Source organism: Dyella sp. 2RAB6 (assembly GCF_052115385.1).
Classification (GTDB): Bacteria; Pseudomonadota; Gammaproteobacteria; order Xanthomonadales; family Rhodanobacteraceae; genus Dyella_D.
In genome coordinates this window covers 137,905-160,602 of record NZ_JBFRGP010000008.1, presented here as the reverse complement: position 1 = coordinate 160,602, position 22,698 = coordinate 137,905, and the positions used below count along the sequence as shown (strand labels likewise).

Annotated in this window: 16 protein-coding genes; 9 read left to right on the top strand and 7 right to left on the bottom strand. The window is 68.6% G+C overall.

The genetic code is table 11. The annotated features are described in order from the left end of the window. Positions 1-67 precede the first annotated feature (67 nt). The 3 genes from AB4083_RS13965 to phnD all read left to right on the top strand — a co-directional run bounded on the left by AB4083_RS13965 (position 68) and on the right by phnD (position 3,961). Positions 68-2,008, top strand: a complete 1,941-nt coding sequence (locus AB4083_RS13965; RefSeq protein ID WP_441608613.1) for an ATP-binding protein — start codon at positions 68-70, stop codon at positions 2,006-2,008. Positions 2,009-2,112: 104 nt separating this feature from the next. Further along, a complete protein-coding gene (locus tag AB4083_RS13960) occupies positions 2,113-2,775 on the top strand; it encodes a LuxR C-terminal-related transcriptional regulator (protein ID WP_441608611.1) in 663 nt (220 codons plus the stop codon). A 172-nt stretch (positions 2,776-2,947) separates the two neighbouring features. Beyond that, positions 2,948-3,961 (top strand): phosphate/phosphite/phosphonate ABC transporter substrate-binding protein, encoded by a 1,014-nt coding sequence (gene phnD / locus AB4083_RS13955; protein ID WP_441608609.1) that lies wholly within the window; start codon positions 2,948-2,950, stop codon positions 3,959-3,961. A 107-nt stretch (positions 3,962-4,068) separates the two neighbouring features. On the opposite strand, the gene AB4083_RS13950 is transcribed toward phnD, so the two are convergent. Further along, positions 4,069-4,593 (bottom strand): DUF3617 domain-containing protein, encoded by a 525-nt coding sequence (locus AB4083_RS13950; RefSeq protein ID WP_441608607.1) that lies wholly within the window; start codon positions 4,591-4,593, stop codon positions 4,069-4,071. A 322-nt stretch (positions 4,594-4,915) separates the two neighbouring features. On the opposite strand from AB4083_RS13950, the gene AB4083_RS13945 reads away from it, so the two are divergent. Further along, the gene (locus AB4083_RS13945; RefSeq protein ID WP_441608605.1) at positions 4,916-6,307 is read left to right on the top strand and encodes a sensor histidine kinase; all 1,392 of its coding nucleotides are present in this window, start codon (positions 4,916-4,918) and stop codon (positions 6,305-6,307) included. Between the two features lie 7 nt (positions 6,308-6,314). On the opposite strand, the gene def is transcribed toward AB4083_RS13945, so the two are convergent. Beyond that, positions 6,315-6,854 (bottom strand): peptide deformylase, encoded by a 540-nt coding sequence (gene def / locus AB4083_RS13940; protein WP_441608603.1) that lies wholly within the window; start codon positions 6,852-6,854, stop codon positions 6,315-6,317. Positions 6,855-7,119: 265 nt separating this feature from the next. Here def and AB4083_RS13935 point away from each other — a divergent pair, with 265 nt between their 5' ends. The 3 genes from AB4083_RS13935 (at position 7,120) to AB4083_RS13925 (ending at position 13,047) form a co-directional block, all read left to right on the top strand. Then, positions 7,120-10,632, top strand: a complete 3,513-nt coding sequence (locus tag AB4083_RS13935) for an ATP-binding protein (protein ID WP_441608601.1) — start codon at positions 7,120-7,122, stop codon at positions 10,630-10,632. Positions 10,633-10,766: 134 nt separating this feature from the next. Then, positions 10,767-12,842 carry a carbon starvation CstA family protein gene (locus AB4083_RS13930; protein WP_441608599.1) on the top strand — a complete coding sequence of 692 codons (2,076 nt, stop codon included), beginning with the start codon at positions 10,767-10,769 and terminating at the stop codon, positions 12,840-12,842. A 10-nt stretch (positions 12,843-12,852) separates the two neighbouring features. Beyond that, a complete protein-coding gene (locus AB4083_RS13925; protein WP_441608597.1) occupies positions 12,853-13,047 on the top strand; it encodes a YbdD/YjiX family protein in 195 nt (64 codons plus the stop codon). Between the two features lie 87 nt (positions 13,048-13,134). Here AB4083_RS13925 and AB4083_RS13920 read toward each other — a convergent pair whose 3' ends face one another. Further along, positions 13,135-14,793, bottom strand: a complete 1,659-nt coding sequence (locus tag AB4083_RS13920; RefSeq protein ID WP_441608596.1) for a filamentous hemagglutinin N-terminal domain-containing protein — start codon at positions 14,791-14,793, stop codon at positions 13,135-13,137. 376 nt (positions 14,794-15,169) lie between these two features. Here AB4083_RS13920 and AB4083_RS13915 point away from each other — a divergent pair, with 376 nt between their 5' ends. Together AB4083_RS13915 and AB4083_RS13910 are read left to right on the top strand one after the other, a co-directional pair. Continuing rightward, positions 15,170-15,322 carry a hypothetical protein gene (locus AB4083_RS13915; RefSeq protein ID WP_441608594.1) on the top strand — a complete coding sequence of 51 codons (153 nt, stop codon included), beginning with the start codon at positions 15,170-15,172 and terminating at the stop codon, positions 15,320-15,322. Positions 15,323-15,400: 78 nt separating this feature from the next. After that, a complete protein-coding gene (locus tag AB4083_RS13910) occupies positions 15,401-15,910 on the top strand; it encodes a DUF2127 domain-containing protein (protein WP_441608592.1) in 510 nt (169 codons plus the stop codon). Between the two features lie 84 nt (positions 15,911-15,994). Here AB4083_RS13910 and AB4083_RS13905 read toward each other — a convergent pair whose 3' ends face one another. The 4 genes from AB4083_RS13905 to purL all read right to left on the bottom strand — a co-directional run bounded on the left by AB4083_RS13905 (position 15,995) and on the right by purL (position 22,489). Further along, positions 15,995-16,897 carry a DMT family transporter gene (locus AB4083_RS13905; RefSeq protein WP_441608590.1) on the bottom strand — a complete coding sequence of 301 codons (903 nt, stop codon included), beginning with the start codon at positions 16,895-16,897 and terminating at the stop codon, positions 15,995-15,997. After that, complete coding sequence (locus tag AB4083_RS13900) at positions 16,894-17,790, bottom strand: glycosyltransferase family 2 protein (RefSeq protein WP_441608588.1); 897 nt, start codon at positions 17,788-17,790, stop codon at positions 16,894-16,896. The genes AB4083_RS13905 and AB4083_RS13900 overlap by 4 nt, the downstream gene beginning before the upstream one ends. 69 nt (positions 17,791-17,859) lie before the next feature. Next, complete coding sequence (locus AB4083_RS13895) at positions 17,860-18,594, bottom strand: hypothetical protein (RefSeq protein ID WP_441608586.1); 735 nt, start codon at positions 18,592-18,594, stop codon at positions 17,860-17,862. Positions 18,595-18,628: 34 nt separating this feature from the next. Then, the gene (gene purL, locus AB4083_RS13890; RefSeq protein ID WP_441608584.1) at positions 18,629-22,489 is read right to left on the bottom strand and encodes a phosphoribosylformylglycinamidine synthase; all 3,861 of its coding nucleotides are present in this window, start codon (positions 22,487-22,489) and stop codon (positions 18,629-18,631) included. Positions 22,490-22,698 lie beyond the last annotated feature (209 nt).

Genomic DNA, 22,698 nt, shown 5'->3' with positions numbered 1-22,698 from the left:
CTCCATCACCCCCGTTTCGCGCTAGGCTCACCGCGCCGGCGCCGAGCGCCGCACGGGGAAAGACCACATGGTCGTCGCGGGGGCGAACTGGACGGTACGCTTGTGGCGGCGCACGTCGCTGATGCAGCGGATGGCCTTTATCGCGCTGGTCCCCACCCTGGTCACCGCCGCCTTGCTGGTGGTGATGCTTACGCGCTACCAGCTCAATACGCTGCGCGGCATGGCGCAGAGCACCGCCGACGCGATCGCCACGCAGGCCGCCTCGGTCTCCACCGACGCGATCCGCAACATGCAGCGGCGCGATCTCAAGCGCATCGCCGAATCGGTCGGCCGTCTGCCGCATGTGGTGCACGTGCAGATCCGCGCCGCCGACGGCGAGATCCTGGCCGACAGCCACGACGACAACGCTCCCCGCGCGCGCGACCTGCTGACCGTGGTGCGCGACGTCAAGGACGGCGATCAACCCTTGCAGCCCGCGCTCGGCTCGGTGCTGATCGACCTGAGCCTGGGTGAAGCGATTGCCGCGCAGCGCGCCAGCTTGCGCAATGCGCTGATCGCGCTGGCGCTGGCCTTGTTCATTGCCGGGGTGATCGGCTGGCAGGCCGCGCGCTGGATCAGCGCGCCGCTGCGCCGCCTGGCCGGCGCGGTGCACAAGCTGGGCCGCGGCGACCGCCGCGTGGAAGTGGAAGTCACCGACGAAAACGAAATCGGCGAACTGCAGCGCGGCTTCAACAGCGCTGCCGCGGCATTGTTCGACGTGCAGCGCGGCATGGAACAGGAGATCGAGCACGCCACCATGGAACTGGCGCGCAAGAACGCCGCGCTGGAAGCGGCCAGCGTGGCCAAGGCGCGCTTTCTCGCTGCCGCCTCGCATGACCTGCGCCAGCCGCTGTACGCGCTGACCCTGTTCTCTTCGTCGCTGTCGGTGGACGAACGCGATCCGGTGCGGCTGGACCGCATCGCGCATATCCAGGAATGCGTGGAAGCGCTGGATCATTTGTTCAGCGAACTGCTGGACCTGTCGCGCCTGGAAACCGGCGCGATGCAGATCGAGATCAGCGAGTTCCCGCTCGACCACGTGTTCGAGGAAGTCAGCCGCAACTTCCGCATGATCGCCGAGCAGCACGGCCTGCGCCTGGTGATGCGCACCACCCATCTGTGGGTGCGCAGCGACCGCACCATGCTGGCACGCATCCTCAACAACCTGGTCAGCAACGCGCTGCGCTATACGCACGAAGGCGGCGTGCTGGTGGTCGCGCGCCGGCGCCAGGACGGCACCGTGCGCGTGGACGTGTGGGACACCGGCAGCGGCATCGAGCCGGAGCACCAGGCACGCGTGTTCGACGAGTTCTACCGCGTCGACCACCAGGGCAATGGCGAGCACGACTCCGGGCCGCGACGCGGTTTAGGTCTGGGCCTCGCCACCGTGCAGCGCCTGGCCGAACTGCTGGACACGCGCGTGCAGCTGAAGTCCGCGCCGGGACGCGGCAGCGTCTTCAGCTGCCATCTGCCGGAGGTGCCGCCGCAGCATCCGACGCGGCTGGAAGTGGACCAGGCGGCGCTGGATGTCTCGGGCATGCGCGTGCTGGTGATCGACGACGAGCCGGCGATCCTTTCCGGCATCCGCTATCTGTTGCGCAGCTGGGGTTGCGAAGTGGCGGTGGCCGAGGACCGCGTGCAGGCGCTGGAAGCGATGGAAACCTGGATCACCCCGCCGGACCTGGTGATGTCGGACCTGCGCCTGCGCGACAACGAGAACGGCCTGGACGTGCTGGCCGAGCTGGATCGGCGCTACGCCGAACTCGGCTTCGAACCGTTCCCGCGCCTGCTGATCACCGGCGAGACGCGCAGCGACCGCCTGCGCACCATCATGGCCGCCAGGATTCCGGTGCTGTACAAGCCGGTCTCGCCGGAGCAGTTGCGCGAAGCGATGGTGACCTTGCGCGTGACCGGCCGGGGCGTGCCGATCCCCACCAGCGGGTTCACACCCCTATCACCTAGCGTCTAGGCCATATGGCGAATCAGAACGCGGTTGCGACAGCTCGGCGCTGGCACTATGTTGCATGCGCGCGCCGCGAGGGACGGGAGGATGCCGGCGCCATGGGGAGCGAGATGCGGATACTGATCGCAGACGACCATCGACTGATCGTCGAAGGAGTCAAACTCAAGCTCGCCGAGCTTGGGCCGGAAACCGATTTCGCCGTAGCGCAGGATGTCGACGAACTGCGCGACCTGATCCGCAGCGAGGACGCGCGCAATCTCAAGCTGGCCCTGATCGACCTGGCCATGCCCGGCGCGCACGGCACGGCGCATCTGCTCGAAGCGATCCGCGCCCTGCCGGGGCTGCCGGTGATCGTGCTGTCCGGCTCGGAAGATCCCGGGCTGATGAAGGAACTGCTGTCGGCCGGCGCACGCGGCTTCATCCCGAAGGCGTATTCGCCCGAGGTGATGCTTTCGGCCGTGCGGCTGGTGCTGTCCGGCGGCACCTATGTGCCGCCGATGATGCTGGACGAACGGCACGTCGCGGTGCAGCCGCCGCCCGGTGCGTCCAACGGCATCGACACGCTGGAAGAGCGCCTGCGCAAGCTGCTCACCGAACGCCAGATCGACGTGCTGCGGCTGTTGTCCCAGGGCAAGCCGAACAAGCTGATCGCGCGCGACCTGGGCATCAGCGAGGGCACCGTAAAGATCCACCTGGCGGCGATCTTCCGCGCGCTCAACGTGCGCAACCGCGTCGAGGCGGTGGTGGCCTCGCGGCGCATCAGCGGACTTTGAATCGTCCATGCGGCTGACGTGCGGCGCTCCGCTTCCGGCGCGCCGCCCTTGGCGTATGCTTCGCCACCATCCGGGGTGGCGGAGCCGCCCCGACACGGCGACTCGTCTCGCCGACCGCCGGGGGAGAACAGCGTTGCGCGAGGGACGGTCCGCAGGCTTACGGCATGACCGGTTGCGACCGGCCAAGGTGATTTATTTCCTGCGCACGCTGGGCCTGCTCGCCGGTGTGCTGCTCGGCTTCGGCGCAGTGGCCGCGCCGGCCCCGGACGAACGTCCGCTCACCTTCGGCATCCTGCCCATCGGCGGCCCGTCGGAGTCGCTAGAAGCCTGGCGGCCGATGCTGGACGACATGGAGCGCGCCCTGCACCGCAATGTGCGGCCGCTGTCGGTCAGCACCTACGAAGGTTTGGCGCAAGCCTTGGCCGAGGACCGCATCGACCTCGCCTTCGTCTCCGGCAAGCTGGCCCTGGACGCGGTGGCGCGCGACCGCATGCGCGTGTTCGCCCAGCTCACCCGCGGCGACGGTTCGCGCGGCTATTACTCGGTGCTGCTGGTGGACAAGAATTCGCCGATCCACAGCGTCGAAGACATCTTCCGCCAGCCCGGCCACTGGCGTTATGCGCGCGGCGAGGCGCTGTCGGTGTCCGGCTACGTGGTGCCGGAAACGCAGCTGTTCGCCAGCCGCGGGCTGGATTCGGACACCTTCTTTGCCAGCGTCGCGGTCGACAACCACCAGAACAACGCGCTGGCGGTGGCCAACCGCGAAGCCGACGTCGCCACCAACAACACCGCCGACCTGGAACGTTTCGCCACGCGCTTTCCCGAGCAGTACGCCCGGCTGCGCATCCTGTGGAAGTCCAGCCTGATCCCGCATGCGGTGGTGATCGTGCGCACCGACCTGCCGCCGGACCTGCGCCAGCGCATCGCCGCGTTCTTCACCGGCTACGCCAAGGGCAAGAACGGCGCGGCGGAGCTGGCCAAGCTCAAGCTGATCCACGACATCAGCGGCTTCGCGCCCACCGGCAACGACACCCTGGTGCCGTTCGCGGACATCGCCTACACGCTGGAGCGCCGGCGCGCGCTCGGCGCGCAGTGGGTGAACAGTGCGGCGCTGGATGCGCGGTTGAAGAAGCTCGATGACGATCACCAGGCGCTGGTGAAGCGATTGGCGATTTCGTCGCCGTAGGTTGGGGTGAGCCGCAGGCGAACCCCAACAAACGCAAGTGATGGCGATGATGTCCGGTGAGGCGAGCCCCAAGCTCCTGTTGGGGTTCGCCTGCGGCTCACCCCGACCTACTTGGCCGCCGCCATGTCGTTGATATTCACCTTCTGCCCGTTCGGCAACAGCATGTCGCCCGGCTTCTGGCCCGCGGTGCAGGCGCTGACCCACTTGCCGCTGCTGCTGACGTCCGCCTCGCTGTGGCCCATCACTGCCGGGTCGTACTTCACGTGGCCGGTGGTGCTGTAGGCGCTGTTGCCCTGGAAGCGCGTCTCGCTGTGGCTGGTCATGGTCACGTTGCCCTGCGGGCCGGGCAGGCTGCACACGCCGTCGGCGACCACGGCGCCGTCCTTCACGGCGAGCGAGAACTTGCTGCACATCGAGCCGCTCATCTGCGCGCCCATCTGGTACATCGCCTTGTCGGTGGCTTCGTCCAGGCACACCTTCATGGTCTGCGACTGGCCGCCGGCCATGCCCATCTGCATCTCCCACAGGCCGGCCTTGCGCTTGGGCAGGTTGGCCGGGAGCTCGACGGCGGCCGCGGAGGCGGCCAGGCACAGCAGGGACAGCGCGAACAACGGACGGAAACGGGTCGACATGGCGATCTCCAGAGCCTCGAGGGCGGGCCCGGCGGGCCCCTTGGCCGGGCACGGTAGCGGCAAAACATGGCGCCGTCATGCACGAGCCCGCCCGTCCATACGCCGAGAAGCTAGTTCGAACAGCGTATCGAATGGCCTGGCGGGCTCGCCTAGAGTGGTCGCATGCCACGGACCGGCCCCCAGGCGCCCATTGCGCCTCGCCTTCAACCGCTGCCGCGACCGTTCATGTCCACGACTCCAGCCGTGCCCCTGCCGCAGTGCCCCGCTCCAGCCCTGCCCGGCGGGATCTCCGGCCGGCGCCGTGCCGGCGGAGGTTGAGCCCATGGCCAGCGAGTCCCTGCTGCGCCGGCTGCTCCTGGATGCGGTACTGCCCGCCACCCTCGCCTCGCTGGTGCTGGTCACCGCGCTGACCGCCCAGGTGGCCAGCATGCAGGGCGAACGCGCCGACGCGCGGGCGGTGCTGCGGGTGGAACAGCTGGCCGGCGCGCTGGCCGTCGAGCAGGCGCTGGCCGCACCGCAGGGCGTGCTCGACGAAGCCCGCCGCGACGGCCTGCTGCGCCAGGCCGGCCTGAGCTATCCGGACGGCCCCGAGTGGACCAGCGGCAGCGCCCTGCCCGAGCAGGAGGCTGGCAACTACCGCCGCGAGCTGGCCGGTACCGCCGGCAACCATCCCTTGCTGACCGCGCAGGCCGACCTCACCCCGGTGCGCCGCGCGCAGGCCGTGACCTGGCTGCTGGGCGCGCTGTGCGGCTGCGGCATCCTGCTGCTGGCCTGGCTGGCGCGCTGGTCGCTGCGCCGCCACGTGCTGCGGCCGCTGGCCGAACTGCGCCGGGCGCTGGACGAGGACCGCCTGCCGCCACTGGCGGTGACTGCCTCCACCCGCGAATTCGGCGAGCTGGAGCGCGCGCTGGAACTGTGCCTGGCCGACGGCTGGCCGCGCGCCTGGCGCTCGGCGCGGCAGGACGTGATGCGCCAGCGCCACGCGGCGGCGCGCGGCAAGTCGCGCTTCATCGCCCTGGTCAACCACCATCTGCGCCAGCCGCTGCAGGCGCTGCAGCTGTTCGCCGCCAACTTCAATCCCGGCCCCGACCAGGACCAGCAGGCCCTGCTGGCGCACATGCGCGCCAGCGTGACCTCGATGACGCGCCTGCTCGAAGGCCTGCTGGAAATCTCACGCCTGGATGCGGGTGTGGTGGTGGTCCGGCCGGCCGAATTCAGCGCGGCCGAACTGTTCCTGCACGACCACACCTGGCTGGCCGAGGAAGCCGCCCGGCGCGGCGTGAAGCTGACCTGGCACGGCAGCCACCATCGCCTGCACGGCGACGCCGAGCTGGCCGCCGGCCTGCTGCTGCAACTGGCCAGCAATGCGATCGCCAACGCGCCGATGGGCCGCGTGCTGATCGCCGCACGGCGGCGCGACCATGCGGTGCGCATCGAAGTGCGCGACAACGGTGCCGGCATCGCGGAAAACCACCAGCAGCAGATCTTCGAAGAGTTCGTGCAGTTGCCCGACGCGGAGAATCCGCGCCGCGACGGCTACGGCCTGGGCCTCACCATCGGCGACCGCCTGGCCCGCCTGCTGGGCACCCACATCGGCCTGCGCTCGGCGCCGGGCCGCGGCAGCACCTTCTGGTTCGACCTGCCGGAAGCCCCCCTGGCGGAACGACGAGCGCCCCGCGGGCGGCCGTGGAGCGCGTGGCGACGCGCGGGCTGAGGGTGGCTTATTCGTCCGCGCCCGGATCCAGCCCCGGGAACAGCACCTCGGTGAAACCGAACTTGCCGAAATCGGTGATCCGCGACGGATACAGCCGGCCGATCAGGTGATCGCATTCGTGCTGCACCACGCGCGCGTGGAAACCCTGCGCGTCGCGGTCGATCTGCGCGCCCTTCGGGTCGATGCCCTGGTAGCGGATCATGGTGTAGCGGTTCACCGCGCCGCGCAGGCCAGGTACCGACAGGCAGCCTTCCCAGCCTTCTTCCATGTCCTGCGACAGCGGCAGGATCACCGGATTGAGCAGGATGGTGCGCGGCACCGGCGGCGCGTCGGGGTAGCGCTCGGAATTGTCGAAGCCGAAGATCACCAACTGCAGGTCGATGCCGATCTGCGGCGCGGCCAGCCCGACGCCGCCGGCATGGTGCATGGTGTCGAACATATCCTGGATCAGTTCGTCCAGCTCGGCGCTGCCGATCATCGCGTCGGGCACCGGAGGCGCCACGCGCAGCAGGCGCGGGTCGCCCATCTTGAGAATCTCGCGGATCATGCTGGCCTCGATGCGTTGGCGATGCTTTCTGACTGAGGGCCGCGCAGCGTCTTTGCAAGGCGCGGCAGGGCCGCCAGCTTAGGCGCGCGCCGCGCGCCGTGCACGTGCTGTGAATCCGAAAACAGCACGCCCGCGGCCGATGCGGCATCATCGGTGCGGCAAGCTGGCGAAGGATGCGCCGGGCGCATCCGGGGCCAAGCCATCGAACGCCTGAATCACCACCCGCTCCGGCGCAGCAGCGCCAGGCCGGCGAGGAGAGCGACTGTTGTTTTCTGCCCTGATCCTGCACACGCTGCTGGCCGCCGCTGGCGCCGGCACGCCGCCACCGGCCTGGGTCGCACCGAGCTTCCGCAACTACGGCACCGCCGAAGGGCTGCCCAGCAGCAATATCGACGCGCTGGCGCAGGACGGCCGCGGCTATGTATGGGTCGCCACCGAATCGGGACTGGCGCGCTACGACGGCAATCGCTTCCGCGTGTGGCGGCACGACCCGCGCGATCCACGCTCGCTGTCCGCGGCGCCGCTGGCCACGCTGATGGTGGACGCGCAAGGGCAGTTGTGGGGCGGCAGCCGCGACGGCCTGGTGCGCTACGACCCGGCCCGCGAGAACTTCGAGCACTGGCGGCATGACCCGGCCGATCCCGCCTCCGCCGGCAGCGACGACGTCACCGCGCTGGCGCGGCTGGAACAGGGACCGCTGTGGGTCGGCCATTTCGACGTGGGCCTGGACCGCCTGCGCGCGGACGGGCGCGGCTTCGATCATTACCGCCACGATCCGTCCAACCCCGACAGCCTGTCTTCGGACACGGTGTACTCGCTGCTGGCCGAAGCGGACGGCACGCTGTGGATCGGCACCGGCAAGGGCCTGGACCAGCGCGCGCCGGACGGACACATCACCCACCTGGCGTTCGAGCGCCCGGACGATGCCTTCCGCGACAAACCGCTGAAGATCTACCAGCTCGCCCGCGTCGACGGCACGCTCTATATCGGCGGCACCCGCGGCCTGTTCGCGCTGGCGCCGGGCGCGGCCAGCGCGGTGCCGGTGGCGCCGGAGGTGTTGCCGCACAAGCTGATCTATTCGGTAGCCGGCGACGGGCAGCACCGGCTGTGGGTCGGTACCAACGACGGCATCTATCTGCGCGAAGCCGACGGCGCCTATCGCCGCATCGAGCCGCGCCCGCTGCTGCGCCACGGCCTGCCGAACGGCTTCATCCCGCAGCTGCTGCGCGACCACGAAGGCGGCATGTGGATCGGCACCTATAACGGCCTGGCGTATCTGTCGCCGCGCTGGGCCGATGTCCAGTACGTCACGCACATCCCGGAAAACCCGGACAGCATCGTGCCCGGCGCCTACAACGCCATCGCCAGCAACAGCGCCGACCATCTGTGGATCGCCGGCGCGAACGGCGCGATCGACCGCCTCGACCTGGGCACCGGCAAGGTCCGCCACCTGGCCTTCCATCTCCCGCAGGGGCGCAGCGCCAACGCCATCCATGAAGATGCGCGCGGCCGGCTTTGGATCGCCTCGGCCAGCGGCAGTTTCGTGCTCGACGGCGACAAGGCCACCGAGCTGGAGGCGCCGATGGCCGAACGCATCGTGTTCGGCCCCGATGGCACGGCGTATCTGCAGGTCGATGGCGGCGTCTACGCCTACGACCCGGACACGCTCAAGGGGCATCCGCTCGACTTCGGCCCGCGCGCCAAGGGCCTCACGCTCAACGACATGCGCCTGTACGGCGGCGCGCTGTGGTTCGCCACCAGCGCCGGCGTGCTGCGCTGGGCGCCGGGCGATGCGCAGGCCGCCTTCGTCGAAGGCATACCCACCACCGCCTTCAGCCTGCTCGACCTGGGTGTCGACCAGCTGTGGCTGCTCGACGAGGAAAACCTCAGCGCGTTCCGCCTCGACGGGCTGCGCGCCGTGCCGGCCGGCAAGTACCCGCTGTATCGCCAGCATCCGCTGGGCGATCTGCTGGGCATGCACGCCGACCTGCTGGGCCGGGTCTGGTTCTTCTCGCGCAGCGGCCTGTGGCGCTACGACCCGGCCAGCGGCAACGTGCGCGAGGCCGGCCTGGAACAGGGCCTGCCGGAAGGGCAGTTCACCAATGTCAGCCAGGTCCGGCTGGCCGACGGGCGCATGGCGGCGGCGACCACTGAAGGCATCGCGATCTTCATGCCGGCGTCGATCGGCGAGCACTCGCGCGAACCGCGTGTGCGCCTTGAGGACGGCAGCGTGCGCCGCGGCGGCAACAGCGTGCGCCTGGCCGCGGATGCGCCATCGTGGCAGCTCGGCTGGAGCGACCGCGATCTCACCGTCACCGCCCGCGCACTGACCTACCTGGCGCCGGAACGCACGCGCTACCGCTTCCGCCTGGACGGCCTGGACAGCGACTGGGTCGAGACCGGCGCGCGCGGCGACCGCAGCTTCACCCAGCTGCCCGGCGGCGACTACGTGCTGCACGTGCAGGCCGCCGGCCCCGATGGCGCCTGGGGCGACACGCCCGCGCTGCCGATCCACGCCGACAGCGCGCCCTGGCTGCGCTGGTGGGCGTGGCTGGCTTATGCGCTGCTGCTGGCGCTGCTGTTCGCCGCCCTGCTCGCCGCCATGCGCCGGCGCCAGGCACAACGCCACCGGCTGGAACTGATCACCCAGCAACACCAGCTGGCCCAGGCCGCCAGCCGCGCCAAGACGCAGTTCCTGGCCGAGCTGGGCCACGAGATCCGCACCCCGATGACCGGCGTGCTGGGCATGGCCGAGCTGCTGCTGAGCCGTCCGCTGGGCACCACGGAACGGCACTACGCGCAGACCATCCGCAACTCCGGCGAGGTGCTGCTGACCCTGGTCAACGACGCGCTCGACCTGGCGCGCATCGAGGCCGGCCGGCTGCAGCTCAATCCGGCGCCGTTCGATCCCCATGCACTGCTGCTCGGCGTGGCCGACCTGCAGCGCGGCAAGGCGGTGAGCAAGAACCTGGGCCTGCGCGTACACGTGGGCGCGGACGTGCCGGCGCATGTCTGCGGCGATGCGGTGCGGGTGCGCCAGATCCTGCTCAACCTGAGCGGCAATGCGCTGAAGTTCACCGAGCGCGGCGAGGTGTGCCTGAGCTTGAACACCGACGGCGACGGCCTGGTGTTCGTGGTCAGCGACACCGGCCCCGGCATCGCCCCCGCTGACCAGGCCAAGCTGTTCCAGCACTACCAGCAGCTCGACGGCCCGCAGCGCGGTTCCGGCAGCGGCCTGGGCCTGGCCATCTGCCGCGAGCTGGCCAGCCTGATGGGCGGGCGCATCGAACTCGAATCCGCGCCCGGCCACGGCAGCAGCTTCCGCGTGCACCTGCCGCTGCCGGCCACGAACTCGCCGGTGGAGCGCGCCGCACCCGATGGCGAGGGCCCGCGCTGGCAGCTGCTGTTGCTGGAGGACGACCCGACCGTCGCCGCGGTCATCGCCGGCCTGCTGGAAGCGCAAGGCCACGCGGTGGAACACGTGCCGAACGCGCTGCACGCGATGGAAGCGCTGGAACGCCAGCGCTTCGACGCCGCCCTGGTCGACCTCGACCTGCCCGGCCTGGACGGCTTCCAGTGGGCCGGCCTGGTGCGTTCGCGCGAACACGGCATGCGCCTGCCGATGATCGCCATCACCGCGCGCTCCGGCGGCGACGAGGAAAGCCGCGCCTACACCGCCGGCATGGATGGCTTCCTGCGCAAGCCGCTGGACGGCGAACAACTGGGCCAGGCACTGGCGGCGGTGGTAGCACGCGTGCCGGCGGAATCGACCGGCTGAGCTTTGCGGCAGCGCCGCATGGCACGGCGCGCGAGCCATTCGACCAATGGCTAATGCCGGCAGCCACCCGCCGGCATTGACCCCTGTCGGCGCGGAGCGGACCCTTGTGGATGAGCATCCGTGGGAGTCCGTTCATGCATACCGCTGTCAGCAAACCCAGCCCGGCAGGCAAGATCCTGTGGGCCGCCATCGCCATCGTCGGCGCGTGGTGTCTTGGCGTCGTGGCCCTGCGCCGCGGCGAACCGATCAATGCGATCTGGCTGGTCGCCGCATCGATCTCCGTGTTCGTGATCGGCTACCGCTTCTACAGCAAGTTCATCAACGCCTACGTGCTGCGCATGGATCCCAGCCGCGCCACCCCGGCCGTGCTGCGCAACGATGGATTGGATTACGTGCCCACCGACAAGTGGGTGGTATTCGGCCACCACTTCGCCGCGATCGCCGGCGCCGGTCCGCTGGTCGGCCCGGTGCTTGCCGCGCAGATGGGTTATCTGCCCGGCACGCTGTGGATCCTGTTCGGCGTGGTGTTCGCCGGCGCGGTGCAGGACTTCATGATCCTGGGCCTTTCGGTACGCCGCGACGGCCGCTCGCTCGGCAACATGCTGCGCGACGAACTCGGCCCGGTGGCCGGCATCGTCGCCATGTTCGGCGTGCTGGTGCTGATGATGATCGTGCTGGCGGTGCTGGCGCTGGTGGTGGTCAAGGCGCTCACGCACAGTCCCTGGGGCACCTGGACGGTGGCCTGCACGATTCCGATCGCGCTGATGATGGGCATCTACCTGCGCTATATCCGGCCGGGCAAGATTCTCGAAGTATCGATCATCGGCCTGATCCTGCTGTTGCTGGCGATCTGGTCCGGCGCCTTCATCGCCGCCGCACCGGCCTGGGCCGCCGCGTTCGACTTCGACGCCAAGGCGCTGGCCTGGCTGCTGATCGCCTACGGCTTCTGCGCCTCGGTGCTGCCGGTGTGGCTGCTGCTGGCGCCGCGCGACTACCTCAGCACCTTCCTCAAGATCGGCACCATCGCCCTGCTCGCGCTGGCGATCTTCCTGGCCGCGCCGACCTTGCAGATGCCCGCGCTGACCAAGTTCGTCGACGGCAGCGGCCCGGTGTTCCAGGGCAACCTGTTCCCGTTCCTGTTCATCACCATCGCCTGCGGCGCGGTGTCCGGCTGGCACTCGATCATCGCCTCCGGCACCACGCCCAAGCTGCTCAGCAATGAGGGCGAGGCGCGCATGGTCGGCTACGGTGGCATGCTGATGGAAGCCTTCGTCGCCATCATGGCGCTGATCGCCGCCGCGTCGCTGCATCCCGGCGTGTACTTCGCGATGAACTCGCCCGGCGCGCTGATCGGCACCACCGCGCAGCAGGCCGCCACCACCATCAGCCAGTGGGGCTTCGTAGTCTCGCCCGACGAGCTGTTGAACACGGCGAAGAACATCGGCGAGAGCAGCATCCTCAGCCGCGCCGGCGGTGCACCGACACTGGCGGTGGGCATGGCCCAGCTGCTGCACGGGATCATCCCCGGCGAAGGCATGATGGCGTTCTGGTACCACTACGCCATCCTGTTCGAAGCGCTGTTCATCCTCACCACGGTGGACGCCGGCACGCGCGTGGGCCGCTTCATGATCCAGGAGATCGCCGGCCTGATCCACGAGCCGCTGAAGCACACCGAGTCGTGGGCGGGCAATCTGATCGCCACCGCGATCTGCGTGGGCCTGTGGGGTTATTTCCTGTACCAGGGCGCGGTCGATCCACTGGGCGGCATCAATACCTTGTGGCCGTTGTTCGGCATCGCCAACCAGATGCTGGCCGCGGTGGCGCTGATGCTGGCCACGGTGGTGACGGTGAAGCTCAAGCGCGAACGCTACGTGTGGGTGCCCGGTATCCCGGCGATCTGGCTGGTGGTGTGCACGCTCACCGCCGGCTATTACAAGCTGGTCGGTTCGATCAGCTTCAGCGCCGCCGCGCAGAAGTACGCGCAGGCCGCCGCCGACGGCAAGTTGCTGGCGCCGGCCAAGACCGCGGAGGAGATGCAGCGCATCGTCACCAACAACTACGTCGACGCCGCGCTGACCGGCATCTTCATGCTGCTGGTGGTGACCATGGCCGGCTTCGCCATCAATGCCATCATGAAAGCCTGGCGCATCAACCATCCGACCGCGCACGAGGAACCGTACGTGGCGCTGGCAAGCGCACCCACCCCCTGAGGGCCATGCCATGAAAGCCAGTTTCCACGCATTCCGGAAATGGGCGGTACAGACCGCCCGCCTGTGCTGCGGCGTTCCGGACTACGACGTCTATGTGAAGCATCTGCGCGAGCATCATCCGGAACGCGAAGTGCCCACCTATGCGGAGTTCTTCCGCGAGCGCCAGGTGGCGCGCTACAAGGGGACGGGTGGACGCTGCTGCTGAGCTTTCCGTCCTGATAAACAGAACGGCCGGGGTTTGCGCCCCGGCCGTTTTTCTTGGCGAACCTGATCGGCTAAATCAGATCGCGACTCACCACATCCAGCTGCCCCACCTGGCCTTGTAGTCCGAACCCGTGTGGTCCTCGCTGCCCGACTTCAGCTGGTGGCCGTATTCGTCCAGCAGGAAGTCGCCCTTGGCGCTGTGGATGGTGCCGTTCACTGCCTTGTCGTCGAAACCGGTGACGTAGGCCCGGCCACCCGCCGAGATCGTGCCGCTGTTGACGAACTTGCTCGACTCGCGCGACCACAAGCCCGGGCCACGGGCGTAGAGATTGCCCTTGACCGTGGTCAGCTCGCCGGCGGTGTCCATGTTCGAGGCGGACAGGTACAGGTCCCGCTGCGCCTTCAAGCCGCCGGTGCCGGCGATATCGAGCGCGCCGGAAGCATTGGCATAGAGCGAGCCCGCCGTGGCCTCCACCTTGCCGGCCACGTCGATGCCGCTGTCGGCCGCATAGCCGTAGCGATCGCCCGCACGCAGGTAGACATCGTTCTTGGCGGTCAGCGTGCCGGACTTGGCCAGCTTCAGCGCACCGGCGCTATTGACCGCCAGCGAGCCGGCTTCCACCTTGCCGGCGACGTTCACGCCTGCCGTATCGGACGCCGGATAACCCCACGGACCGAAACCGCCGCTCAGGTTTACATATCGCTGCGCCTTCAGCGCGCCGGATTCGGCGATATCCACCGCGCCCGTGCTGGCGACGCCGATCGAACCCGTGGCGGCCTCCAACTTGCCGGCGATGCTCACGCCCTGCTCGCCGTCGGGCGATGCGCCATAGCTGCGTACATAGCCGGAGCTCACAGCCAGATCGTTCTGCGCCTTCAGCACGCCGGATTCGGCCACCGTCACAGTGCCCGCGGCATCGAGCGCAAGGCCGCCCTTCAACGCCTGCACCGTGCCCGCCACGTTGACGCCCACGCCCTGCTCGGTGCCGATCATCTGGATCGAATCGGCATACATGCTGCCGAGCTGAGCCACGTCCACCGCCACGGTCGGCGCGTCTCCGGCAGCTTCGCCAGCGCTCACCCAGTTGCTGTTGTAGCCCACCTTGTTCGCGCCGGTGACCATGCGCAGCTGCTTGGCCTGAAGCTTGGCATTCAACTCCACGCTGCGCGCAAGCAGATCGGCCCGCTCGGCGCCGGTGGCATCGAGCCCCTTGCCGGTCACACTGATCTTGCCCTGGCCTACGTTGATCGCACTCAGGCGGCCATAGCGGTCCAGCTCGGGCGTGCCGGTGGTCAGGGTGACGCGCGAGGCATTGATGAAGCTGGCGCCGTCGGTGCTGATGCCATTCGGATTGGCCACCACCAGCGCGGCCTTCTGGCCGGCGATTTCCAGAGCACCGTTCAACGCCGTCGCCGTCTTGCCGGTGACTTCGCTGATGATCACCCGGGCCGCGCGGCCGCCGAGATTCGCATTGCCGTCGATCTGCCCGGCCAGCTGCGACGTCACCGCTTTGACGCTGTTGTTGAGCACTGCACCCGACGCATCGACGCTAAAAGCATCGAACTTGTTGTGGGATACGCCGGCACTGTTGGGCGCGACGATATTGATCACCGGCGTGCTGCCCGGCGCGACACTCGCGCCGCCAGCCGCTGGCGTGATCGCCGCAAAAGCACTGACCGGCAAGGTCAGCGCAAAAACAGCACACAGCTCGCGGTGATACGGAAGCTTATTGATCGCGTTCGACATACTTTGGACTGCCTCACTATGGATATCCCCTGCTATCGGCAGCCATCCCATGGCGCACCGGAACGCATCGCCGGCCTCGATGGCCGGCTGGAAAGAAGGACTGGATCGAACGCCACGCGGCGGGTGCCGGATGCGGCACCGGAGATCAGCGCGGACTTGGCGTTGGCCTACCCGGATTGCGCGTAGGCGGGATCGTCATCGGGAAGAGGCGCGAAAGGAACGTGGTGACGAATGGCATCGGCTTGCATCGATGCGCTGCCGGTATGACTGCTGGGCAAAGCCACGTTGTGCGGTCCCTGATGTGCTTTGGGAGAGCGCGGAATATCGCAAGCGCAATAGCGAGCGGGCGCCTGGATTTTTCCAATAGAAGCCGGCAATGTGCAAAATCTGCACATTGCCGGGTCGGACAAGCCTGATTGATATCGGCCTGGCCGCGCTGGCCTTGTTGATTGCCGAGTCCGACCCCACCCACAAGGACACGATGATCCGGCTGGTGATGAACATGCTGGCCATTCAGTCCGATCCGTGATCGGCAACTTACGACTGGGCTATTCCCGCCCCAGGCGGCTCCAGGGACAATAGGGGTATCGCCAGATCCCCGGCCACCATGACGCACTCAGACCACCATCTCACCCGGCCAAGCTCGGAAATCGAGGCGCAACACAGCGTCGGCCTGCGCGTGATCGCCGTTTACAAGGGGATCAAGACGATCGGCCTGATCCTGGTCGCGATGGCCGCGTTCCGGCTCAACCAGCAAGTCCATTTCGAGCACTTCGTGCACTGGCTGGAGCATCTGTCGTTGACCGACAGCAACCATCTGCGCTGGCAGCTGGTGAACCTGCTGATGGAGCAGGGGCCGAGCAAGTTCGTGGCGGTGGGTATCGTGGCGCTAGCTTATGCGGCGATCTTCGCCACCGAGGGCACGGGGCTGTGGTTGCGCAAGCATTGGGCGGAGTGGTTTACGGTGATCGCTACCGGGTCGCTGGTGCCGGTGGAGTTCTACGAGACGATTGCGCACTTCAGCTGGCTGAAGCTGGTGGTGCTGCTGGGGAATATCGCGATCGTGGTTTATCTGGTGCGGATTGCGATGCAGCCCAGGCCGAAGAAAGCACCGTAGGTTGGGGTGAGCCACAGGCGAACCCCAACATCGTCACGCTCATGTGCACCGCGACGTTGGGGTTCGCCTGCGGCTCACCCCAACCTACACTTCGTGATGCGCGGCCTCGGCAGATAAAGCGTTCGAGCGCCGCGGCGCCAGTTCCACCAGATACATCGCTCCGAGTACCAAGGCTCCGCCGGCCAGCATCCGCCACGTCAGCCCTTCTCCGCCGAACGCCACCGCAAACCCGGCAGCGAACACCGGCTCCGTCGTCATCACGATCGCTGCCCGCGTCGCGCTGATATGCGCTTGCGCCCAGGTCTGCACCAGCATCGCGCCGGCGCCGGCAGCGAGCGCCATGTACACCACCGCCACCCATGCCTTCGCATCCGGCGGCAACGAAGGACCATGCGGCAGCGTGGCCAGCAGGCACACTGCGGCGATCACCAGCATCTGCAAAGTCGACAACGCAAATGCATGTCCCGGCCGCGACCACACGCCCAGTCCCACAATATGCAGGCCATACAGCAACGCGGACGCCAGCGTGATCCACACGCCATAGCCGAGGCTGAAACCACGCAGCGCCAGTAATGCCAGGCCACCCACCGCCAACAGCACGGCGACCCAGGTGATCGACGGCAGGCGCTGCCGCAGCAACACCATGCCGAGCAGCGGCGTGAACACCACATACATGCCGGTGGCGAAACCGCTGATGCTGGCGGAGGTATGTTCCAGGCCGCTGGTCTGCAGCAACTGCGCGACACCGTAGACCACGCCCAGCGCCACGCCCTGCAGCCATTCGCGCCGGCCGAGCCGGAACAGCGAGCGATGGAACAGCAGCAGCATCGAAGCCGCCGCGATCAGAAAGCGCACCGCGAGGAAATCCGCCGGCGCCATCCGCCCCACCAGATCCTTGATCAGGAAAAAGGTGGAACCCCAGATGGTGGTGACCGCCACCAGCCCGAGCGTCGCCAGCGTGGCGACGCGTCCCTGCGCAACGCTCATGCGTCGCTGGCCGCGGGCGCCGGCCGGCGGCGCAGCAGGCGCAGCCACTGGCCCGGGATCTTCAGCAGGAAATGCGCCCACACGCCCAGCCACACCACGGCGGACACCAGGGGATTGCGCGCTGCCGGATCGAACTTGCGGAACCAGCGCCACATGCCGCGATGCTTGTGCCAGCTCACGAACACCGGCCGGTGCCGGCTGGAGCCGCCCTTGCCGTGCAGCACGCGCACGTCGCCGGCCAGCCACACCTGATAGCCGGCGTCGCGCGCGCGGCGGCACAGGTCCAGGTCTTCGCAATGCAGGAAGTACTCTTCGTCGAAACCCTTCAGATGCTCGAACGCCACGCGCGGCATCACCATCAACGCACCGGAGACCGCTTCGGCCTGCACCGGCTCGCCCGGCATCTCGCCGCCGATGTTCACGCCCTTGCCCTGCCCCAGGAAGCTGCGCAGCGCGCGCTTGAGGTAAGGATCGCGCCGATACGAAGCGCGATCCGGCTGGCCCTGCTCGTCGCACACCACCGCGCCGATCACGCCGGCCTTCGGGTGCGCCTTCAGCAGATCCAGCAGGCGGCGCAGGCTGGCATCGTCGAGCATGCAATCGGGATTGAGGATCAGCAGCACGTTGGCGCGCGCCTGTGCGGCGCCGCGGTTCACCGCCGGACCGAAGCCGAGGTTGGCGTGGTTGTAGACCGGACGCAGCCGCGACTCGTGCTGCATGGCGCGCTCGATTGCCTGCGGGATGCCGTCGGCAGACCCGTTGTCGACCAGGATCAATTCCAGCGGCACGCTGCATGCCATCACGCGACCTACACATTCTCGCAGCGTCAGGCCGCTGTCGGCGGCGACCACGATCACGCTGACGAGGGGTGTGGTTTCGAAGGCTGAATTCATGATGGCCAAGTATGGGGGAGCCGCCGGGAAACGGCATAGCCGCGACACAACATCCCGCTCAAGCACGCCTCAATCGCGCGGCGCGTCCTGGCCCAGCGCCTGGTGCAAGGGCACCGGTACGCCGTCGGCGTGGCGCGCCAGCCACGGCCCGTCGTCCTCGTCCCAGCCGCACAGCTCCCAGCCGCGCAGGCGATGCGGCTTGCCGCGCACGCGATCGAACAGCAGGTCGCCCTGGCCGCCGGCCTGATTCGCCGCGAACCAATGGCCAAGCGGGCTGAAGGCGCAGCGCGGACCGAGGCGCCGCAGTGTGTGCCCGTCGGCGAAGCGATAGTTGCCCTCGTCCTTGCCCGTGGCTTCGTAATGCACGCCGCCGGCATCGGCCGCGTCGCACCACTGCACCGGCGTCAGCTCGATGATCCGCGCCGACGGCCCCACCGGTGCCATCGCCAGCTCGCTCCATTCGGGCGAAGGCGCTGCGCTGCGCCGCACGCGATGCAGCAGCAGCGATTCGAGCAGCGCGATCAAGGAGAACCCGAGCAGCGCGCCGAGCAAGGCGGCGCCCCAGCCGATCACCGCGCCGCCGAGCGCACGCTGCAGCGCGAACAGCATCCCGGGCAGGCCCCACTTCAGGCCGTTGCGGCAGATCTCGCCGAAGCGATGCGCGCGCCGCGTGTAGAGCACCGCGCCGAGCGTCAACGCCAACAGCAACGCCAGGCCCAGCCACCACGGCAACAGCGCCAGCAGCACCGTCCATCCGGCGAACAGCAAGCCTTTGGCGAAGCGCTGGCCGGGCAGCGGACTCACGCCGCGCGCCCGGTCACGAGCTCATGGCGGGCTCTCAGCCGCACCACACCCTGGCGTTGCGGAACATGCGCATCCACGGCGAATCCTCGCCCCAGTGATCCGGATGCCAGCTCATCTGCGCGCTGCGGAACACGCGCTCGGGGTGCGGCATCATGATGGTCACGCGGCCGTCGGCCGCGGTGAAGCCGGCCAGGCCGCCCGGCGAACCGTTCGGATTGAGCGGGTAGTGCTCGGTCGGACGGCCGCGGTTGTCGACGAAACGCACAGCGCCGCCGGACTTCGACGGGCTGCACACCTGCGGGAAGTTCACCCGGCCTTCGCCATGCGCCACCGCCACCGGAATGCGCGAACCGGCCATGCCCTTGAAGAAGATGCTCGGCGAATCGAGTACTTCCAGCGTGGCCACGCGGCCTTCGTACTGCTCGGACGCATTGCGCAGGAACTTCGGCCAATGCTGCGCGCCCGGGATGATCTCCTTCAGCTGCGACAGCATCTGGCAGCCGTTGCACACGCCGAGCGCGAACTTCGTCGTATCGGCGAAGAACGCGGTGAACTCCGCGCGTAGCATCTCGTTGTACATGATCGAGGTGGCCCAGCCGCGGCCGGCACCGAGCACGTCGCCGTACGAGAAACCGCCGCACGCCGCGATGCCGCGGAAATCCGCCAGCTTGATGCGGCCGCTGGCCAGGTCGGACATATGCACGTCCACCGCCTCGAAGCCGGCGCGGTCGAACGCGGCGGCCATTTCCACCTGGCCGTTGACGCCCTGCTCGCGCAGGATCGCCACGCGCGGACGCGCGCCCTTGGCGATCAGCGGCGCGGCCACGTCGTCGGACGGATCGAAGCCGAGCTTGGGGCTGATGCCCGGATCGGCATCGTCCAGGCGCCACTCCAGCTCGGCATCGGCGCCGAGCGGGTTGTCGCGCAGGCGCTGCATGTGATGGCTGGTTTCGTTCCAGGCGGCGAACAGCTCGGTCCACTTCCAGGCGAACTGCTTCTCGCCGCCATGGAACAGCTTGATGCCGAGCTTTTCCTTCGGATGGCCGATGCGATAGCTCATGCCGGCCAGGCCGTGCTTGACCAGCAAGGCTTCGAACGCCTCGCGATTGGCCTGCGCCACCTGCACCACCGCGCCCAGTTCCTCGTTGAACAGCGCGCGCAGCGCCGCCTCGGCCCAGCCTTCGAGCTGGATCTCCAGGCCGCAGTGGCCGGCGAAGGCCATTTCCAGCAGGGTCACGATGGCACCGCCGTCGGAGCGGTCGTGATAGGCCAGCAGCAGGCCGGCCGCATTGGCTTCCTGCACCAGGTCGAACAGGCCCTTCAAATACTTGGCGTCGTCCAGGTCCGGCGGCACGCCGCCGCCGCGGTTGAACACCTGGGTCAGCGCGGAACCGCCGAGGCGGTCGCGGCCGGCGCCCAGATCGAGCAGCCACAGATCCGAATCGCCGCGGTCCAGCCGTAGCTGCGGGGTGAGCGTGCGGCGCACGTCGCTGACGCGGGCGAAGCCGGTGATCACCAGCGACACCGGCGCAATCGTGCGCTGCGGCTGGTCGCCGTCCGTCCATACGGTCTGCATGGACAGCGAGTCCTTGCCCACCGGGATCGAGATATCCAGCTCCGGGCACAGCTCCATGCCGACGGCCTTCACCGCGTCGAACAAGGCAGCGTCTTCGCCCGGATGATTGACCGCAGCCATCCAGTTGGCCGACAGGCGCACTTCGCCCAGCGAGGCGATCGGCGCGGCGGCGAGATTGGTGATCGCCTCGCCCACCGCCAGGCGCGCCGCGTCGGCGCTGCTCAACAGGGCCACCGGTGCGCGCTCGGCCATCGCCATCGCTTCGCCGGCGTAGCCGTCGAAATCGGCGATGGTGACGGCGCAGTCGGCCACCGGCACCTGCCACGGGCCGACCATCGGGTCGCGATGATTGAGGCCGCCGACGGTACGGTCGCCGATGGTGACCAGAAAGCTCTTGCTGCCCACCGTGGGCAGGCGCAGCACGCGGCGCAGCGCCTCGTCCATGCTGATGCCGGACAGGTCCGGCACCACGTCGATGCGCGGCTTCACGCGCCTGGCGTCGCGGTGCATGCGCGGCGCCTTGCCGAACAGCACGTCCATCGGCAGATCGATCACCGTGAGTTCGCGGCGCGGATCGGTCACCAGCAAGCGGCGCTCCGCGGTGGCGTCGCCGACCACCGCATACGGGCAGCGCTCGCGCACGCAGAACGCCTCGAACTCGGCCAGGCGCTCCGCCGCGATGCCGAGCACGTAGCGCTCCTGCGATTCGTTGCTCCACACCTGCATCGGCGACAGCGACGGGTCGTCGCACGGCACCTTCGAGAGGTCGATCGTGCCGCCGACACCGGCGTCGTTGAGCAGCTCGGGAATGGCGTTGGAAAGACCACCGGCGCCGACGTCGTGGACGCTGACGATTGGGTTGTCGTCGCCCATGGACCAGCAGCTGTCGATCACCTGCTGGCAGCGGCGCTCCATCTCGGCGTTGTCGCGCTGCACGGAGGCGAAATCCAGCTCCGCGCTGGAGGTACCGGAAGCAACCGACGAGGCAGCGCCGCCGCCCAGGCCGATCAGCATGGCCGGGCCGCCCAGCACGATCACCTTGTGGCCGGGCTGGATCTCCTGCTTCTGCACGTCGCTGGAGCGGATATTGGCCAGGCCGCCGGCGATCATGATCGGCTTGTCGTAGCCGCGGCGCACACCGGCTTCGCCGGTCTCGTGCTCGTAAGTGCGGAAATAGCCGCCCAGGCAGGGGCGGCCGAATTCGTTGTTGAACGCGGCGGCGCCGAGCGGGCCGTCGCGCATGATCTCGAACGCGCTGGCCATGCGCGGCGGCAGCGGCCGCTCCACTTCCCACGGCTGCGGATGGCCGGGGATGCGCAGGTCCGACACGGAGAAGCCGGTGAGCCCCGCCTTCGGCTTGGCGCCGCGGCCGGTGGCGCCTTCGTCGCGGATCTCGCCGCCGGCGCCGGTGGCCGCGCCCGGCCAGGGTGCGATGGCGGTGGGATGGTTGTGCGTCTCCACCTTGATCGCGTAGTCGATGCGCTCGCCACGGCGGCGCCAGACGCCATCGGCGCCGGTGAAGAAGCGCTTGCCGTCGCTGCCCTCGATCACCGCGGCGTTGTCCTTGTAGGCCGACAGCGTGTACGTGGGCGAGTGCCGATGGGTGTTCTTGATCATGCCGAACAGGCTGTTGTCCTGCGGCTGGCCGTCCAGCGTCCAACTGGCGTTGAACACCTTGTGGCGGCAGTGCTCGGAATTGGCCTGGGCGAACATGAAGAGTTCGGCGTCGGTCGGATCGCGGCCCAGCTCGGCGTAGCGCTCGGCCAGGTAGTCGATCTCGTCCTCGGCCAGCGCCAGGCCCAGCTCGGCATTGGCCTTGGCCAGCGCGGCGCGGGCGTCGGCGCCCAGCGGGATATGCACCAGGTCGCCCGGCTTGCCGGCCAGGAACAGGCCGGCGGCCTCGTCGATGCGGTGGAGCACCGACTGCGTCATGGCATCGCACAGCAGCGCCGTCATCAGCTCGTATTCCGGCGCGCCCGGCTCGGGCAGGCCGGCGATCTGGTAGGCCACGCCGCGTTCCACCCGGCGCACCGCGAAACCGGCGCCGTGGAGGATGTCGGTGGCCTTGCTCGACCAGGGCGAGATCGTGCCCAGGCGGGGCACCACCCACAGGGAAGCAGTCTCGGCGGCGCTGTCCTTGGCCTCCAGCACTTCCAGCAGGCGCCGGCGTTGCTCGCCCGCGGGGGCGGCATCGGCGTCGATGAAGTAGACGAACCAGGAAGCCTGCACCCTGGCACCTCGATGCAAGGCATCCAGCTGGGTGTTGAGGCGTTCGAGGCGGAACGGCGAAAGGGCGGCCTGCCCGTCGAGTGCGATCATGGCGGGAACGGGAGCTATGCGGAGAAGCCGTCCATTCTACCCCATGCTGCAGGACAACATCGGGGGAGGGGCCCTCAGTCTCCAAGAACGCCTTCTTCTCCCACCGGGAGAAGATGCCGGCAGGCAGATGAGGGTACGGGCGGAGTCAAGCGCCCCACTCCGCCCGAACCCTCACCCCACCCCCTCTCCCGAGGGGAGAGGGGCTCTAC